Source organism: Staphylococcus sp. GDY8P45P (genome assembly GCF_017892745.1).
Taxonomy (GTDB): Bacteria; Bacillota; Bacilli; order Staphylococcales; family Staphylococcaceae; genus Staphylococcus; species Staphylococcus cohnii.
The window spans coordinates 166,397-185,022 of sequence record NZ_JAESLS010000005.1 but is presented as its reverse complement, the minus strand read 5'-3'; the positions used below and the strand labels follow the sequence as shown (position 1 = coordinate 185,022).

Below are 18,626 nucleotides of genomic sequence, written 5' to 3'. Positions count from 1 at the left end.
TACATATTAATCATTTTTTAATAAAAGTTTCAATCATTTTCGTTATTCTAAATACTGAAATTATTTTTAAAATTTCATTGTACCTTTAATAGTATATCAAAAAATGTATTCATTTTTCGAACAAATATAATTTGTTGTTCAATCATTATCAAACCGTAACATCATTTATTATCCAACAAAAAAAGTGGCTACGATACAATCAATATAATATTGACATCTTAGCCACTTCAAATATCTTATGTAGTTTTTTAACTACTTTAATTCGTTTTATATCATTTTATTTAGTGAAAATAAATTTATACTTTTCAAAATTAGCGAATCCAATTAAACGTTTGTAAATGCTTCGTGTAATTTAGACAATTCTTTTTCTAAACGAAGCATTAGATCTTTGCCCGCTTCTCTATCCACTAAGCCTAGTTCAACAGCAAAATCAACTTCTTTTTGTAAACCAAACATTTGTGTATCAAGAACTTCTTCATACAATGGGCATTGAGGTAATGTAAGATTATCCATTTGAACTTTAATCAATTGAAGAATCCTGTCTGCATCTTTATTTAATTGGTCATATGCCGCACTGTTTAATTTTTGGCCCTTTACCATGACATACTCCCCCTATCAATTGTAACTTTATATGTAAAAGTTTATCTTACTGATACAGAAAAAGCAAGTGAATTCAGTAATATACTAAGGCTAGTTATTTATGATAATATTGGAATTAGTGATATATTTATTTTAGTTACATATACAATTAATAAAACGAACTACACAAATCATTGTGATATGAGCGTTGAAACAATTAGGCATTTTTAATATTATGATGCATCTTCAATAATACAAACTATTTAATTATGTTCAAATTCACAAAAATGTCAATTATCGTAACGACTGGACTTGTTGTCGAATCGTTTTATTTAAAATTTTTAAAATATATTAGGAGTGGGATTATGATTCAAATTAAGGGCGAAGTTAAATTTCCAATTACTTTAGATAGTACTACTTGGATATTTGATGATAGAAAAGTTAAATTAGAAGATTTAGAGAATGGTGTATTTGATGGCACTAAACCAATCAATTTCAATGACAACCGCGAATGGAATCGTGCAATCTTAGAAGGACAAACAAATCCTCCAACACTAAATTCAGAAATTAAATATCGAAAAAGAGCAGTTTTAAAAGATTCATTTGTAATTAATATGTCACCATTTTTCAAAAATGCTGAACCACATGATCATGCAAAAGCAATACGTTTGTTTAATGATAAAGATTCTATAGAAGTACCAATAGACCTACTTCCATATCTTTTCTTCCAATTTGCTCGTGATGGCAAAAGACTTTATGACGATAACTTCGTTGATAGTTTTGTCTATATACCAGAACAAGGTTATTCATATGAGTTCAAGTATGTTACTCATATCGAGGTGATTTAAATGATAAAAGTGCAATGTATTATCTGTGATACTGAAGTATTCATTGATCAAAATACATTAGAAGCTAAAAGATTAAGAAATGATCCAATGCACACTTTTATGTGCGACGAATGTAAAAGTCGTCTAGATACACCAAAACAACGAAAACAAGAAAGCACTTTCGACCATCGATAACATATTTTTTATAAACTTAATGTTGTTTTAACCGAAAATTTAAAGCATGTCATCATAATAATAGTAATCGTTGAAAGAAGTATATGATGTTTGTCAATGATTGTTAATATTACAAATTAAACTGAGAGTTTAATTCTAAAAATTTATCCCATGAAAGTTTCTATTAATTTGAAACTTTCATGGTTTTTTTATATCAACGTTTCCTATTAGTTAACTTTCTTAGTGTGAAACAAGACTTAGTATGTAAACGCAAATATACATGCTAACGTTTATCAATGAAAATAATTTTAAATTTCATTAATCATTTCCTAGGCATCCACTACACAATTAAAGTATTTACCTACACTTTAATAAATGCAATTAAATCGATTTACCTTAGTGTAATACATATAATAGTTTTAGTTATATTTAAATGCAACACATCTCATACTAAATCCTTCAATTAGGATATTGAAATTTGAACTGACTTTATTACTAAATACAAATCATTGTATGTTTACTCAACTATATAATGTCATAAAAAAGACAACGTCAATCTCTATATTATTCCAATAGAAATTGACATTGTCATGTGAATCAACGATATTTATCTCTCGATTATACTGATGATTTACTAATTATTCTTCTTCTTGCATTAATTGTTTGATTCGTTTCGATTCTTTTTCACGCGCTGCTTTTTCTAAAATTGTTTTTCTAATACGAATCGTTTCAGGTGTTACCTCTACTAATTCATCATCATTGATAAATTGTAATGCTTCTTCTAAAGTTAATTTTCTTGGTCGTTTCATTGTAACTGTTTGGTCTTTTGTAGCTGAACGTACGTTAGTTTGGTGTTTTTCTTTCGTAATATTTACTGTTAAGTCATTTTCACGATTGTGTTCACCAACAATCATACCTTCATAAACTTCAGTTCCTGGTTCCATAAAGTTTGTACCACGATCTTCAAGTCCCATAATCGCATATGAACTTGCTTGACCTTTATCCATAGAAACAAGCGCACCATTTCTTCTACCACCTATACGGCCTTTAACACGAGGTTTGAATTCTTCAAAAGTATGGTTAATAATACCATATCCACGTGTCTGTGACATAAACTCAGTAGTATAACCGATTAAACCACGTGCTGGAACCATGAATATAAGACGAGTTAAACCATTATCCGTTGTCACCATGTCTAACATTTCACCTTTACGCTGACCTAATGACTCAATGACAGCACCTGTATATTCTTGAGGTACTTCACATTGCACACGTTCAAATGGTTCACATTTAACGCCATCAATTTCTCTTAAGATAACTTGAGGTTTAGAAACTTGTAATTCATAACCTTCACGTCTCATATTTTCAATTAAAATAGATAAATGTAGTTCCCCACGTCCTGCAACTATCCATTTATCTGGCGATTCTGTTTGCGTTACTTTTAATGATACATCTGTTTCTAATTGTTCATCTAAACGTTCTTGAATTTGACGAGACGTTACGAAATCACCTTCACGTCCAGCAAACGGTGAATTATTCACTCTAAACGTCATTTCCAATGTAGGCTCATCGATTCTTAGAACTGGTAAAGGATCTTGATGATCACTAGGTGTTACAGTTTCACCTACGTTAATATCTTCCATACCTGAAACGGCAATTAAATCACCAGCATAAGCTTCTTCAATTTCTTCACGTTTTAATCCGAAATAACCGAAGATTTTAGTCACTCTGAAATTCTTAACTGAGCCATCTAATTTTAATAAAGATACATTATCACCAACACGCATCGTTCCTCTAAACACACGTCCTACACCAATACGACCAACGTAATCGTTATAATCCAATAATGCTATTTGGAATTGTAACGGTTCTTCTCTATTATCGATTGGAGCTGGCACATAATCAATAATTGTCTCGTAAAGTGATTGCATGTTTTCATCTTGTTTTTCAGAATCTAAACTTGCAGTACCATTAACAGCTGATGCATAAACAACAGGGAAATCCAATTGCTCATCGTTAGCTTCTAATTCAATAAATAAGTCTAATACTTCGTCTACTACACCTTCTGGTCTAGCTTCAGGTTTATCAATTTTATTTACAACTACTACAGGTTTTAAATTTTGTTCAAGTGCTTTTTTCAAGACGAAACGTGTTTGTGGCATTGTACCTTCATAAGCATCTACAACTAAGATTACACCATCAACCATTTTCATAATACGTTCAACTTCACCACCGAAATCGGCGTGTCCTGGCGTATCTAAAATATTAATTCTGTTATCTTTATAATTAATTGCTGTATTCTTAGCAAGAATTGTTATGCCTCGTTCTCTTTCTATGTCGTTAGAATCCATTGCTCTTTCATCTACATGCTCATTTTCACGGAATATTCCTGATTGTTTTAATAATTCATCTACTAATGTTGTTTTACCATGGTCAACGTGAGCGATGATTGCGATATTACGAACATCTTCTCTTATTTTAGTCATTTTATACAATTTCCTTTCTCGAGTAAATTCCCACTTTTCTTTGCAACTTTTTTATTATATCATATAATTGGTTAAAGAAAACTATAAAGGTGTGGTTGGGATGCAACAAAAAAAATCTAAATCAATATTCTGGGTACTCGCTATCATAGCTGTTATATTATTGCTTTTATTTAGCTTTAGTATCGCTGCTACAAATGTTCCAATGATGATTTTAACATTTATACTATTCATTGCAACATTTGGGTACGGTTTCACTTTAAAAAAGAAATATCGTGAAAATAACTGGCTATAATTGCTAAAATAAATAGGGACAGAAAATCATTTTGAAAATGTATTTTCTGTCCTTTTTTATATGTTGACTTAAATTTTTAAAATGATTTAAAGTTTATATTTCATTCTCTACTCGTTATCTTATTCATCGCTTTTGTCATATGTCTTTTACTTAAATATATAAAATTTTGCCTAATAGTATGAATTAAAGTAGTTATCTTAATGTTTTAAACGTTTTTGTAATGCTTCGATGATTTCATTATTTTTTTGAAAATGAAATTCTAATAATTCCGCATGTAATTGCGGATTAGCCATTACTATGGAACTTGGTTCATATATAGACAAGGTGTTACCCATTAAATCTGTACCAATGCCACCTACTTCTTGCAGGATGATTAAACCGCCAGCAAAATCCCAAGGTTGTAATCTTGGTGTAATGTAGCCTCCTAATTTACCAGTAGCTACATGAATGATTTCTAGCGCAGCTGAACCATAAGCTCTCGCGCTTCTAGCTTCGTCCACAATTGGTTTGAACACTTCACCCAATCTTGGTTTTGTAAGCCAATTAGGATTGATACCAATTATGCTTATGCTTAAAGGGCTCGATTGAATTGCAGGTAGCAAGTTGCCATTTTCAAATGCACCTTCACCAGCTTTTGCATGGTAAAGTTTATCATTTATTACATCGTATACAAATCCTGCATATGGTTTGCCATCGTTAAATATGCCAATAGAAATTGCAAAGTTTTCTTTTTGGTGTACAAAATTCAACGTCCCATCAATTGGATCAATAACCCATACAATACCTGATTCGTCTTTAAGGTCATGTCCATGTCCTTCTTCACCAATCACTAAATGTTCTGGATAAGTCTGCTTGATATTGTCAAAAATATATTTTTCTGTCGCTTTATCAACATTTGTCACTAAATCATTGGGATTTGACTTAGTTTCTATTTCTATACCTTGTTTCATGATTTTTTTTACATTGATGCCCGCTTCTAAAATAAGGCCTTTTGCAAACTCATAAACAGTCATTGTATCCCTCTCCTTTTCACGACTCACTTTTCATTAATATTTAATAAGATATAGAACTATATATTTAAAATAGTCAATTGTATGTAATATCATATTAGTTAATAATACTATGTTTTTACCCTAATTCATAGGTTTATACACGTTTCTGTACAATGTACGATTATTCAAATAAAAAAACAAAGTCACTGTTTATAGTGTTATATTATGCTAAAATATAAACGAATAGATGCACACTAGGAGGTTAAAATGGCTAAATATACATTTAAAATAAACGATTTCAAAGCATTTACTGTTGATGGTTTAGATAACAGAATGGAAGCTTTGAATAAACATGTTCGACCACAATTGCATGAATTAGGAGAATATTTTTCTCAATATTTAGAGGCAACAACTGGAGAAGTTTTTTATCCACACGTTGCTAAACATGCAAGACGAAGTGTAAATCCACCTAAAGATACATGGGTCGCTTTTGCAACCAACAATCGTGGTTATAAAATGTTACCACATTTTCAAATAGGTCTTTTTGAAAACCAATTATTTGTCATGTACGGTGTTATGCATGAAGCAAAAGATAAAGCACAGCGTGTGAAAGTTTTTGAAGAACAATTTCATACACTTAGAAATTTACCATCCGATTATAGCTTAAGCTTGGACCACATGTCTCAAGAAAAAACATATATTAAAGACATGTCAGATGATGAAATACAAAGTGCAATTGATCGTGTTAAAAAAGTAAAAAAAGGTGAATTATTTGTTGCACGTACACTTGCTCCAAATGCGGACGAATTAAAAACAGATAAAAGCTTTTTAAACTTTTTAGAAGATACCTTCGAACAGTTATTAAAATTTTACAAATAAACTAAGATATAAATATCTTAGACTTGAAAGTAGACAAACCCTTCGCAAATTAATGCGAAGGGTTTGTTTATTTTCTAATTATATCGTTTTTTCAAATAGGACTTTTCCCCTTGAACTAATCTTTATTCTTTAATTTCATTATTTAATTCTTCTTGAAAATAGAGTGTGTCCTTCTCAGCTAATTCAGTTGTATACTTATTCTTATTTGCATTTGCTTTAATATGCGTAGCATCAATAAATAAAGATGAGTAATCTATTAAATTGTTTTGATAGCTATTTCTTATATTTTCTCAAATATTTGTCTTCGACAAGTTCATATATAAAATTTAAATCTAATATCGCATCGACTTTACGTAATAAATGACTATTAGCGACTAAGTCAAAGATAGAAATCATTTCATATTGATCTCTTTTATCAATTGATTTATTCAACAAAATAAACACCACCACTGCTTAATTTATATATATTATAATATTGGCAGTGATTTATGCCGACTCCTGCGGAAATAGCACTAGCCGAAGACTACAGGCTAAGGTAGTGCCCGCGGAAAGCGTGCATAAAAAACTGCCAACAAAGCCGGGGACTTTGTCGCCGTTTTACGTTTATAAAAATACATTAGCATGTTGTGATATCTTTCTTATTATTAATATGCTCAAAAAAAGAATGGTATTTTAAACCCTGAATCTGTATTCTATATAAAATCAAAAATTATACTAACAACTAAACTGCTAACATAGTTAATACTTTGTTAGCAGTTAGCGTATATTTTCAGTTTTTATAGATCATTAATTGGTAAGTCTTTTCACATAACTTAATAAATATAAGGATCCTCATCTTTTTTCTTTTTTAATTCTTGTTCTGGGTTCATATCACTCTTTTGTCGTTGACCAATATCTTTGGCATCTTCACTAATGTCATTTTGTTGTATTTGATTATGATATTGTGGTTGGCCTTTGTCTTTTTTCACCAATAGCATAATTCCAGCAATAATCCAAAGTATTAACGCAATAAAATTACCAGTAAAAATACTAATTAAAGCCGCTGCAATTAAAAGGCAACCAGCTAAAATTCTGTTTCCTTTAATTGTAAATACGCCACAGAATCCCAGAATCGTCGCGAATAATAAAAATCCACCTTGCATTAATATTGAAGCTTTAAGCGCATCTGCCGATATTGACATACCTTGTTGTTCATATATTTGATTTAATGCTTCCTTGGATTCGGGAAAATTCAATAAAATTAGTCCCAAAATCATGAGTATTAAAAATAATAAACTAAGACCGTTTGCAATCCAAGCAAGGATTTTTTCTGCTTTCCGATTCATCATTTTTCCTCCTATTCATTCATTATCACTATCATAGCAAATTTAACAAAATTACAAAATTACAAAGTGTTATTTTCTATATTTCAAAATATTAATTTACTAATTAAAAAATAAAAACAGTAAAACTTTATCTAAGCAATTACCTGTTATTAGGTTGACCTAATATTTTTTTTGGAGTAACCTATAAAAAGTTAGTTAGAAGTATAGGAGGTATCATTATTGGCTAATAATATAAAAATGCATAATAAAAGTTTAGAAGAAATCAACAATACGGTTTCTATTAATAGTAATGGTAAATTTAGTCAAAAGTTATTATCTTATTTAGGTCCAGGGTTATTAGTAGCAGTTGGTTACATGGATCCAGGAAATTGGATTACTTCAATGCAAGGTGGTGCACAATTTGGATACATTTTGCTATTCGTAATTTTACTCTCTAGTTTATCTGCAATGTTACTACAAAGTATGACGGTAAGATTAGGAATAGCGACAGGTATGGATTTAGCACAAGCTACAAAATATTACTTAAACAAACCATTAGCTTTTGTTTTTTGTATAATTGCTGAATTAGCAATTATTGCAACTGATATCGCAGAAGTTATCGGGAGTGCGATAGCATTAGATTTATTGTTTGGCATTCCACTACTTGTCGGTGCACTTATCACGGTATTGGACGTATTTTTATTACTCTTTATCATGCGCTTTGGATTCCGAAAAATTGAGGCGATTGTAGGTACGTTAATTTTTACAGTACTTGTGATCTTTATATTTGAGGTGTTTATTGCCTCACCTCATGTTAATGAGGTTTTAACTGGTTTTGTACCAAGCAAAGAAATAATAACGAATAACAGCGCATTGTTTATTGCTCTAGGGATTATTGGGGCTACGATTATGCCACACAATCTATATCTACACTCTTCAATTGTTCAATCAAGAATGTATGATAGAAATAGTTTAAAATCAAAAGCACATGCAATTAAATATGCTACGATGGATTCTAATATTCAACTTTCAATTGCATTTATCATTAATTGCTTATTACTCGTTTTAGGTGCAGCTTTATTTTATGGTGTTAATACTGATCAATTGGGTGGTTTCTACGATTTATATCACGCTTTACAAAATCAACCTGTATTAGGAGCTTCTATGGGTGCAATTATGAGTACCTTATTCGCAGTTGCTTTATTGGCATCAGGCCAAAATTCTACAATTACTGGTACGATGGCTGGTCAAATTGTAATGGAAGGTTTTTTGCATCTTAAAATTCCAAACTGGTTACGTAGACTTGTTACGCGTCTACTTGCAATTTTACCTATCATATTCTGTATCATTATTTTCAAAAGTGATGAAGCAAAAATTGAACAATTGCTAGTGTTCTCACAAGTGTTTTTAAGTTTAGCTTTACCGTTCTCATTAATACCTTTACAACTGGCTACAAATAATCGTTATTTAATGGGACAATTTAAAAACAGAACCTGGGTTAATACTATTTCATGGCTATTAATCATTATTTTAAGCATATTAAATGTATACTTAATATTAGAAACATTTAAAGAGCTCATGTAGACATATTACTGAAACTCAAATATTTACAGAGAAACAAAATTGACGATTTCTTTGCGAAATTGCGATTTTGTAATGTGCTGACGCCCGGGGAAATGATATGAGCGAGAGACTACAGGCTCTAGCCATATCCCCAGGCAAGCATGCACGATCAAAATCTTAAGTTTTTTTATATAAAATGGACTCATCCATCATGTGTATTCATATTAAGTTATATCTTTTGGTTAATTAAAAATATGACTTTCTATTAGTTGTATAAGTTAAATAATATGAAGCTTTTTTCTATTGTATTAAAACACATCTTTTATAGAGATTTTGCATCGTGCTGACGCCCGGGGAAATGATATGAGTGAGAGACTACAGGCTCGAACCATACCCCAGGCAAGCATGCACGATCAAAATCGTAAGATTTTAAATATAAAGAGGACCAATCCATATTAAGGATTGGCCCTCTTATTTTGCGTATAGGATAGAGAAAATAAAATCTTTATTTTTCTTTATCTGAATCTACTGCTTCATTTTGTTTAGTTTTACTTGATTGACTTTTTTCTTCATCAATCTCTGATGATTCAGCAGTTTGACTTGTGATTTTCTTTCGTTCTTCAAAGTTCATTCTTCTCTGACTAACTGCACTTGGTTGTTGTTTACGTTTTTCTTTTTCACGCTGTTTACGTGCTTTCTTTTCTTGCTTAATTCTAGCTTTTTCTTCGGCTTTTTCTTGCTTCAATCTAGCAGCTTCCTCAGCCTTTTCTTGCTTGATTCGCTGTTGTTCTTCATAAGCTTCTTGTTGAAGTTGTTGTTCTTTTTCAAAAGCTTCTTGTCTTTGTCTAGCTTCTATTTCAGATTCTTCACTATCGATATTTGAGTCCTCTTGTTCATTTTGAAGATTTTCATCAAAATCATTTGGCTGCTTTCTTGATTTATAATTGTATTTAGCCTGTCGAGATAATACTTGAGGTTCTTCCTCTTTTGAATTAATATCCGAATTTACTTTGTCTGCAATTTCGGAACTGTACCCACCTCTTCTTAATTGTTGTTCTTGGTTTGAAGGTTGTTCTAAGTCAGAAGTATCTTGTTGTACATTATATTGAGGGTTTGGTTCAGATTTTGGCTCAGGTCTCGGTTCAGGTTTTGGCTCAGATTTTGGTTCTGCTTCTCTTTCTTGACCATAGTCATTATAACTACCTTGATAACCACCAGAATAATAAGCTGGTATCATTTCTACTTTATCTTTGCGTGCAAACATCATAATTGCAACTATTAAAAATAGAATCGGTATAATGAGTGGTACAAATAATAGAACTAAAGGTAAAGTGACGATGGTAGCTATTAAAAATAAAAATCCAGATAATATTCTAATATTCATTGAAATTAACGCTAAAAATGATATTAATAAACAAACAATGAAATATACAATAACTGCCCATATACCATTTTGTAACCAAATAACAAATTGAATCGTATTTAATCCATTATTCGCCAATATTTGCTGAATAAAATCATTACCATTTAACGACGTTTCTAAATTTTGAATAGAACTTTCACTACTAAAAGAAACTAATGCAATAAACATTGTGATGATTGTTAGTAATAGTAAGAATATCCAGCTCAACCAACCCAATACCTTTTCTGCTAGTCGACTCACTGGACGCCTAACTTGAGTATATTGTTCTCCTGACATTTCTATACAACTCCTTATACTACTTATCAAACTATTATATCGAATAAACGATAAAATAACTACTATACTACGCTTTAATTTAGCGACATTTTAAAATTTAAAAAGCGTTCATTATATTCACTAAGTGTATCTTTACCTAAATCTTTATAGACTTCTAAACGTGCTTGTGTACGCTTTGAAGGATAAAAACGTTCATCATCTTTGATGTCTTTTGGTAATTGTGCTCTTGCAGCCTTATTAGGTGTTGCATAAGCTACCCACTCCGTATTTTGTTTACTATTCTGTGCATCTAACATAAAATTGATAAACTTATGTGAACCTGCTTTATTTTGAGCTGTCTTTGGAATTACCATGTTATCAAACCATAAGTTTGATCCTTCTTTTGGAACGACGTAATCAAAATCACTATTATTTTGCACAATTGGCGCTGCTATACCACTCCACACAACCGCAATATTAGCTTCGTGTTGTTCAAGCATCATAGTTATTTCATCACCGACAACACCTTTAATATTAGGGCTTAATTGTTTTAAATCTTGTTCAACTTCTGCTAAATGTTTTGATTGCTTATCATTTAAACTGTAGCCTAATTTGTTTAAACTTAAACCCATAACTTCTCTTGCTCCGTCTACTAATAAAATATCATTTTGATATTTTTGATTATATAAACTTTCCCACGAATCAAAGTTATCTTGTGAATATACATTTTTATTATATAAAATACCTACTGTACCAAAAAAGTATGGCACTGAATAATGATTTTTCCTATCAAATGACATGTTCATATAATCTTTATCTAAATTTTTCATATTTGGTATTTTCTCATGATTTAAAGGTAATAACAAACCTTCCTTTTTCATTTTTTCTATCGTATATTCACTTGGAAAAGCAACATCATAATTTGTACCACCATTACGTATTTTTGCCTCCATAGCTTCGTTTGAATCGAATGTTTCGTACACAACTTCAATACCAGTTTCTTTTTGAAATTTTTTTACTAAACTCGGATCAATATATTCTCCCCAGTTATACACATAAATTTTTTCACCTGAAGCAGAATGCTCTTTTTCAGTGAGTTTTTGGCTTACCAATAAACATAGTAGTCCAACGAAAATTGAAAGCACGATTAATTGTAAAAATCGTTTCATTATTGTGTCACCTGCTTCAATGCTTTATTTCGTTTGATAAGTTTTTGTATCAAATAATAACCAAGAATACCTATTATGATCGTTATAAAAAGTATTGTCGATATCGCGTTAATTTCCATACTTATACCTTTTCTAGCCATAGCATAAACTTCTACTGATAATACACTAAATCCATTTCCTGTAACGAAAAAACTAACTGTAAAATCATCCAAAGAATAGGTTAGTGCCATAAAAAAACCGCCAAGTATTGCAGGAAACAAATGGGGTAACATCACTTTATTTAAAACTTGTAATTCACTGGCACCTAAATCTCTAGCAGCATCTAAAGTATGCTCATTCATTTCATATAACTTAGGTAACACAATAATCACTACAATTGGAATGCAAAAAGCAATATGTGAAATTAATACAGTGATAAAACCAAGCCCTAAACCTGTAAAATGACCTATTGCCGTAAACATAATCAAAAATGATGCACCAATAACTACATCGGAAGAAACCATTAGCACATTATTTAAAGTGAGTAACGAAATTTTTAATTTTTTGTTTCTTAAATGATATAAAGCAATGGCCCCCATTGTTCCAATTACCGTTGCAATTGCAGCAGCTAATAATGCCACCGCAATCGTATTAAAAATAACTGCTAATAATCTGTCATTGTTAAATAAGGATAGATAGTGCGCTAATGTAAAATGCTCAAAGTGAATCATATTACCTGCTGAATTAAATGAATAAAACATTAAAAACAGTATAGGGATATACAACACTGCAATTAATATACCGATATATAGTTTGCCATACCATTTCATATGATTCACCCTTTTCCATTTGTAGATTTTTTATTTGTAATGATTAGGACAAAAGCCATGAAGAGAATGAGAAACAACGCAATAGTTGAACCCATCCCATAGTTTTGAATTACAAGAAATTGTTCCTCAATCGCTGTTCCAATATTAATGACTTTATTACCAGCAATTAACCTTGTGATCATAAACAAAGAAAGCGCAGGAATAAATGTAACTTGCACCCCTGTTAATACGCCACGTTTTGTCAAAGGCATAATTACTTTTTTAAATGTCATTAGTCGACTAGCGCCTAAATCACTTGAGGCTTGTAATAAATTATTTGGTATGTCCTTCATATTATTAAAAATTGGTAAAATCATAAATGGTATATAAATATAACTGGCTACAATTATAAAGGCAGGACCTGTAAATAAAAGTTCCGCTTTAGGTAAATGCAAACTATATAATATTCGGTTGATAATACCATCATGACTGAACAAGCCAATAAATGCATAGGTCTTTAGAAGTAAATTAATCCAAGTGGGTATAATTAATACCAATAACCATAAATTCTGATATTTTGCTGTACGAATAAAGTATGCTGCTGGATAACTAATAAGCAACGTAGTCATCGTAATTAACACAGCGTACAATATAGAGTCCCATATCATCAAAAAATACTTTGGTGTCAGCATTTGTTTATAATTATCTAAACTAAAATGACCATGTATATCAATCATTGAGAAATAAATTAGCAAAATGACTGGCACAACGATAAATAAAACCATCCATAAGATATATGGTATAAATAAAAATCTGTTTATTTTACGCATTATCATTAACCTCATAGCTATTAATACGTTCATCAAACTCTGCTTCGGTTTCGCCCGGCACCATAATATGAATCGCTTCTGGTTCAAAAAACAAACCTACTTTGCTACCTACTTCAGTTTTCTTTGTAGAATGCACCATCCACTCATAACCTTTTCTATCTACACAATTGATTTCATAGTGTACACCTCTAAATAACATGGAATCAACAGTCACTTCAAATAATCCTTCATTAGGGGTTACTAACGCAATGTCTTCTGGTCTGATTACGACTTCAACTTGTTGTTGACTAGGAATTCCCATATCGACACACTTAAATGCTTGGTCGTAAATATTAACAATATAATCTTTGACCATTGTACCTTTCAAAATATTAGATTCTCCAATAAAATCAGCAACAAAACGATTTACTGGTTCATCATAAATATCAGTGGGTGTACCAAATTGTTGTATTTTCCCATCTTTCATAACAAATATATAATCACTCAGTGCCAATGCTTCTTCTTGATCATGAGTCACAAAAATAAAAGTAATACCTAATCTAGATTGAATCTCTCTTAATTCATATTGCATTTCAGTTCTTAATTTTAAATCTAATGCCGATAATGATTCATCTAAAAGTAAAATCTCAGGTTCATTTACGATAGCACGCGCAATCGCAATTCGTTGCTTTTGTCCACCACTCATGCCATCTATCATTCTATTTTCAAAACCAGTTAATTTCACTAATTTCAAAGCTTCTTGCACTTTAGCTTTAATTACTTCCTTATTTAATTTTTTTATTTTTAATCCAAATGCGATATTATCAAATACAGTCAAATGCGGAAATAAAGCATAATCTTGAAAAACAGTATTTACTTTTCTCTTATTAGCAGGAACTTGATTAATCGATTTTCCTTGATAAACGATTTGTCCATGATCAACTTGTTCAAAGCCTGCAATCAATTTCAGAATTGTAGTTTTCCCACAACCAGAAGGGCCTAATAATGTGTAAAAATGTCCAGACTCAATATTCAAATCTATATTATCTAATATTTGTGTTCCATCATAAGCTTTACTTACTGATTGGAATGTCAATAAAGGGTTCATGTATTGTCCTCCTATAAATATGATGCTGTAGCAACAACCAGAACTTTCACATCCTGTGACGTAAGGTTCTTTAATCTATGTATTTGGTTTGCTTTAAAATATAACGCATCCCCTTCTTCAGCGTGATAATAATCACTTCCTAATAAAAGCGAAACTTCACCTTGTAGACAATATATAAATGTATCGGAATCTGATGGATCAAAACTTTTATATGACGCATTAGGTTTTAAAGTAAGTATTAATGGTTCCATTTCAAAGTTATTCGATTGTGTGATTGGCCAGTTTAGTAAATATCCTTTATCAGATTCATCATAATGAATTTGTTCATTTTTCTTATATAACACCTTAGTATTTGCTGAATCGTAAAAAAATTCACGAGGGGTAGTACCTAATACTTCTAAAATATTAAAAAAAGTTTCCATGCTTGGCGAGGCATGTTCACTTTCAATTTGAGAAACATATCCTTTAGATAAATTTGTACGCTCTGCCAGCTCACCTTGAGTGAGTTGCTTAATATTTCTAAGATTCTTTAATTTTTTTCCAATCTTCATTCTGTCACCTTATTTTATAATTTCTTATTTTGCACATTAAAGGAACAATAGTTAACCAAAACGTGAGCATTATTTATACAAAAAAACTATATTTTGTTTACTTTTATCAAACATTTTGTTTAGTGCTTAATAAAAATATCAAAATATAGCTAAGATGACAATAGTTAAATTTGTTTTGAACTAAAATATTTTTGATTTGACGCATCTTTGACTGATTTTACTACTTTGTAACTATTGTAGCCGCTTTGTTTTTCAAATTCTTTAAATATTTGCTTTTCTTGAGCTTTACCTGGAACTATTTTTTTAAATTGATTGTAACGTTCTAACAGTACTTTACCTTCAACTTTTGATTCATAGTATTTTTCAATAGCATTAAAAAAAGCAACCACTTGCATCATTTCTTCATTTGTCCATTCAAGATCAATCGGATATGAATATTCCATATACTTATCCTCCCTTTAATTAACAAATAGTTACCAAAATTTTAAAAGATGTAAAAAAAGAGCGGGACAGAAATCAAAATATAATAAATTGATTCCTTATTCCCGCCCCTATATATTTGTTGTAAGCTTTAAACATTTATACAATGATTTGAAAACACTAGAACAGTAATATCGTTCATTACTTCCATAACCATTTAAGATAAAACATCTAAAGTGTAACTATTTATACTTATTAATTTATTACATTGTATGAATTGGTAATCCTAAAGCTTTTTCAGCAGCTTCCATAGACATTTCACCTAATGTTGGGTGAGCATGTACAGTTAATGCTAAATCTTCAGCATTCATACCAGCTTCTATTGCTAAGCCTAATTCAGAGATAATGTCAGAAGCACCAGTACCAACTACTTGTGCACCAACTAGTGTATTATCTTCTTTAAGTGTTAACAATTTAACGAAACCAGTTGTGTCATCTAATGATAATGCACGACCGTTTGCTGCGTAAGGGAATTTAGAAGCTGTAACTTCTAATCCTTCTTCTTTCGCTTGCGCTTCAGTGTAACCTACTTGTGCTAGTTCTGGTTCTGTGAAACATACAGCAGGCATACCAATGTAATCCACTTCTGATGCTTCTCCAGAAATAACCTCAGCAGCTACTTTTGCTTCATAGCTCGCTTTATGAGCTAATGGTAGCCCAGGAACGATATCACCAATTGCAAAAATGTTGTCGATAGAAGTACGGCTTTGTTTGTCTACTTCTAATAATCCACGATCTGCGAATTTAAGACCTAATTCTTCTAAGCCCAATTCATCAGTGTTTGGACGACGACCAACAGTAACTAATACATAATCAGCATCAATCGTTTGTTCTTCACCTTTAACTTCATAAGTTACTTTAACACCGTTATCTGTTTCTTCAGCAGATTTAGCCATTGCTTCAGTAACAATTTCAACGCCTTTTTCTTTCATGCCTTTTTTAACAGGTTGTGTCATTTGTTTTTCGAAGCCGCCTAAGATATCTTTAGCACCTTCTAAAATCGTAACTTCTGAACCAAAGTTTGCAAATGCAGTACCTAGTTCTGAACCGATATAACCGCCACCAACTACTACTAATTTACCAGGAACTTCTTGTAAATTTAAAGCACCAGTTGAATCAATAACACGGTTACCGAATTCGAAATTAGGAATTTCAATTGGTCTTGAACCAGTTGCAATGATTGCATGTTTGAAGTTATAAGTTTGAGCACTCTTCTCGTCCATAACACGTAAACTATTGTTATCTACGAAATAAGCTTCACCTTTAACGATTTCTACTTTATTTCCTTTTAATAATCCTTCAACACCACCTGTTAATTTCTTAACAACTGATTGTTTGAATTCTTGAACTTTGTCAAATTTAAGTGAAACACTTTCAGCAATAACACCTAAATTTTCAGAGTTTTTAGTTTCATCATAACGGTGAGATGCGTGTAATAATGCTTTTGATGGAATACATCCAACGTTAAGACATACACCGCCTAATTCGCCTTTTTCAACGATTGTTACTTTTTGACCTAATTGTGCTGCACGAATTGCTGCAACATATCCTCCAGGTCCTGCTCCGATTACAATAGTATCTGTTTCAATTGGGAAATCTCCAACTACCATGTTTTACCCCTCCATTAATAATAATTCTGGATTATTTAATAAACGCTTGATATGGTTCATTGCATTTTGTCCAGTAGCACCATCGATTTGTCTATGGTCAAAGCTTAATGATAATGATAATACTGGCGCAGCTACAATTTCTCCGTCTTTAACGATAGGTTTTTGAGCGATACGACCAATACCTAAGATAGCTACTTCTGGGTGATTTATAACTGGTGTGAACCATTGTCCACCTGCTGATCCAATATTACTAATAGTACAAGTAGCACCTTTCATTTCATCTGAAGTTAATTTGCCATCGCGTGCTTTTACAGCTAATTCATTAATTTCATCTGAAATTTGGAACATAGATTTACGGTCAGCATGTTTGACAACAGGTACTAATAAACCTCTGTCTGTATCAGCTGCAATACCAATATTCCAATAATGTTTGTGTACAATTTCTCCAGCTTCTTCATTAAATTCTGTGTTTAGTGCTGGATATTTCTTAAGTGCAGAAACAAGAGCTTTCACTACATAAGGTAGGAATGTTAATTTAGTACCTTGCTCAGCCGCAACTTCTTTGAATTTTTTACGATGATCCCATAATTCTTGAACATCAATTTCATCCATTAAAGTTACGTGAGGTGCAGTGTGTTTAGAATTAACCATTGCTTTTGCGATTGCTTTACGCATAGCAGGGATTTTTTCTGTTGTTTCTGGGAATTCACCTTCACTAGAAACTGGCGCTGATTGTGCTGTGCTCGCAGAAGTTTCTTCTGCAGTTTCACTTGCACTTTCAGTTGAAGCTGCACTTGCATCTCCATTTAAGTATGCATCAATATCTTCTTTAGTTGTACGTCCATTTTTACCTGAAGCTACAACTGCTTTAATGTTTACGCCATTTTCACGTGCATATTTACGCACTGAAGGCATAGCTTTAACACGTTTATTTTCATCTACATCTTCATCAGCTGATGATTGTGTAGTTGCCGCTGCTTCAGAACTTTCTTCTTTAGCAGGTTCTGCTTCAGCTTCATCTGTAGATTCACTACTATCGCTACCTTTAAATTCCATATCTTCTGCATCAGGCGCGTCAATTTTAACAATTGTATCTCCGACAACAGCAACTGTACCTTCATCTACAAGTACTTCTTCCACTGTACCTGACACAGGTGATGGAATTTCTACTACAGATTTGTCATTTTGAACTTCAGCTAAAACATCATCTTCTTCGATAGTATCTCCAGCTTTAACAAACCATTTTACAATTTCACCTTCGTGGATACCTTCACCAATATCGGGTAATTTAAATTCAAATGCCACGTTATTATCCTCCTAAAAATTCATATTTAGTC

At 31.7% G+C, this 18,626-nt stretch carries 19 protein-coding genes; 5 read left to right on the top strand and 14 right to left on the bottom strand.

The window, feature by feature from the left end; all coding sequences use genetic code 11:
* Window positions 1-324: 324 nt before the first annotated feature.
* Window positions 325-600 carry an Fpa/YlaN family protein gene (locus KA873_RS04385; protein ID WP_019469266.1) on the bottom strand — a complete coding sequence of 92 codons (276 nt, stop codon included), beginning with the start codon at window positions 598-600 and terminating at the stop codon, window positions 325-327.
* Between the two features lie 344 nt (window positions 601-944).
* On the opposite strand from KA873_RS04385, the gene KA873_RS04380 reads away from it, so the two are divergent.
* Together KA873_RS04380 and KA873_RS04375 are read left to right on the top strand one after the other, a co-directional pair.
* The gene (locus tag KA873_RS04380; protein ID WP_107384370.1) at window positions 945-1,427 is read left to right on the top strand and encodes a hypothetical protein; all 483 of its coding nucleotides are present in this window, start codon (window positions 945-947) and stop codon (window positions 1,425-1,427) included.
* On the top strand, window positions 1,428-1,601 hold the full coding sequence (locus tag KA873_RS04375; protein ID WP_107384369.1) for a DUF2197 domain-containing protein: 174 nt from the start codon (window positions 1,428-1,430) through the stop codon (window positions 1,599-1,601). It abuts the gene before it with no gap.
* Window positions 1,602-2,218: 617 nt separating this feature from the next.
* Here KA873_RS04375 and typA read toward each other — a convergent pair.
* Window positions 2,219-4,066: a translational GTPase TypA gene (typA, locus tag KA873_RS04370; protein ID WP_107385291.1), complete on the bottom strand. Its 1,848-nt coding sequence runs from the start codon at window positions 4,064-4,066 to the stop codon at window positions 2,219-2,221.
* A gap of 100 nt (window positions 4,067-4,166) precedes the next feature.
* Between typA and KA873_RS04365 the strand changes: the two genes are divergently transcribed.
* Complete coding sequence (locus tag KA873_RS04365; RefSeq protein ID WP_019469262.1) at window positions 4,167-4,358, top strand: DUF5325 family protein; 192 nt, start codon at window positions 4,167-4,169, stop codon at window positions 4,356-4,358.
* Window positions 4,359-4,555: 197 nt separating this feature from the next.
* On the opposite strand, the gene KA873_RS04360 is transcribed toward KA873_RS04365, so the two are convergent.
* Window positions 4,556-5,371 (bottom strand): inositol monophosphatase family protein, encoded by an 816-nt coding sequence (locus KA873_RS04360; protein ID WP_107385290.1) that lies wholly within the window; start codon window positions 5,369-5,371, stop codon window positions 4,556-4,558.
* A 246-nt stretch (window positions 5,372-5,617) separates the two neighbouring features.
* Here KA873_RS04360 and KA873_RS04355 point away from each other — a divergent pair, with 246 nt between their 5' ends.
* On the top strand, window positions 5,618-6,229 hold the full coding sequence (locus tag KA873_RS04355; protein ID WP_107385289.1) for a YktB family protein: 612 nt from the start codon (window positions 5,618-5,620) through the stop codon (window positions 6,227-6,229).
* A 273-nt stretch (window positions 6,230-6,502) separates the two neighbouring features.
* On the opposite strand, the gene KA873_RS04350 is transcribed toward KA873_RS04355, so the two are convergent.
* Together KA873_RS04350 and KA873_RS04345 are read right to left on the bottom strand one after the other, a co-directional pair.
* A complete protein-coding gene (locus tag KA873_RS04350; protein WP_154409316.1) occupies window positions 6,503-6,664 on the bottom strand; it encodes a hypothetical protein in 162 nt (53 codons plus the stop codon).
* A 377-nt stretch (window positions 6,665-7,041) separates the two neighbouring features.
* Window positions 7,042-7,554, bottom strand: a complete 513-nt coding sequence (locus KA873_RS04345; RefSeq protein WP_107386105.1) for a DUF4064 domain-containing protein — start codon at window positions 7,552-7,554, stop codon at window positions 7,042-7,044.
* A gap of 237 nt (window positions 7,555-7,791) precedes the next feature.
* On the opposite strand from KA873_RS04345, the gene KA873_RS04340 reads away from it, so the two are divergent.
* Window positions 7,792-9,117 (top strand): Nramp family divalent metal transporter, encoded by a 1,326-nt coding sequence (locus KA873_RS04340; RefSeq protein ID WP_210140176.1) that lies wholly within the window; start codon window positions 7,792-7,794, stop codon window positions 9,115-9,117.
* Window positions 9,118-9,601: 484 nt separating this feature from the next.
* On the opposite strand, the gene auxB is transcribed toward KA873_RS04340, so the two are convergent.
* From auxB to KA873_RS04295, 9 genes are all read right to left on the bottom strand, one after another.
* Window positions 9,602-10,795: a lipoteichoic acid stability factor AuxB gene (gene auxB, locus KA873_RS04335; RefSeq protein WP_107505342.1), complete on the bottom strand. Its 1,194-nt coding sequence runs from the start codon at window positions 10,793-10,795 to the stop codon at window positions 9,602-9,604.
* A 74-nt stretch (window positions 10,796-10,869) separates the two neighbouring features.
* Window positions 10,870-11,943 (bottom strand): ABC transporter substrate-binding protein, encoded by a 1,074-nt coding sequence (locus KA873_RS04330; RefSeq protein WP_210140173.1) that lies wholly within the window; start codon window positions 11,941-11,943, stop codon window positions 10,870-10,872.
* Window positions 11,943-12,752: an ABC transporter permease gene (locus KA873_RS04325; RefSeq protein ID WP_107384410.1), complete on the bottom strand. Its 810-nt coding sequence runs from the start codon at window positions 12,750-12,752 to the stop codon at window positions 11,943-11,945. Before KA873_RS04325 ends, KA873_RS04330 begins: the two co-directional genes overlap by 1 nt.
* A 5-nt stretch (window positions 12,753-12,757) precedes the next feature.
* On the bottom strand, window positions 12,758-13,561 hold the full coding sequence (locus KA873_RS04320) for an ABC transporter permease (protein WP_107384411.1): 804 nt from the start codon (window positions 13,559-13,561) through the stop codon (window positions 12,758-12,760).
* Window positions 13,554-14,648 carry an ABC transporter ATP-binding protein gene (locus tag KA873_RS04315; RefSeq protein WP_107521389.1) on the bottom strand — a complete coding sequence of 365 codons (1,095 nt, stop codon included), beginning with the start codon at window positions 14,646-14,648 and terminating at the stop codon, window positions 13,554-13,556. Before KA873_RS04315 ends, KA873_RS04320 begins: the two co-directional genes overlap by 8 nt.
* An 11-nt stretch (window positions 14,649-14,659) precedes the next feature.
* Window positions 14,660-15,199, bottom strand: coding sequence for a helix-turn-helix domain-containing protein (locus KA873_RS04310; protein WP_107384413.1), 540 nt, complete (start codon window positions 15,197-15,199; stop codon window positions 14,660-14,662).
* 164 nt (window positions 15,200-15,363) lie between these two features.
* Window positions 15,364-15,642, bottom strand: coding sequence for a UPF0223 family protein (locus KA873_RS04305; RefSeq protein WP_019467844.1), 279 nt, complete (start codon window positions 15,640-15,642; stop codon window positions 15,364-15,366).
* 240 nt (window positions 15,643-15,882) lie between these two features.
* On the bottom strand, window positions 15,883-17,289 hold the full coding sequence (lpdA, locus tag KA873_RS04300; protein WP_019467845.1) for a dihydrolipoyl dehydrogenase: 1,407 nt from the start codon (window positions 17,287-17,289) through the stop codon (window positions 15,883-15,885).
* 3 nt (window positions 17,290-17,292) lie between these two features.
* Window positions 17,293-18,594, bottom strand: a complete 1,302-nt coding sequence (locus tag KA873_RS04295) for a dihydrolipoamide acetyltransferase family protein (protein ID WP_107504728.1) — start codon at window positions 18,592-18,594, stop codon at window positions 17,293-17,295.
* Window positions 18,595-18,626 lie beyond the last annotated feature (32 nt).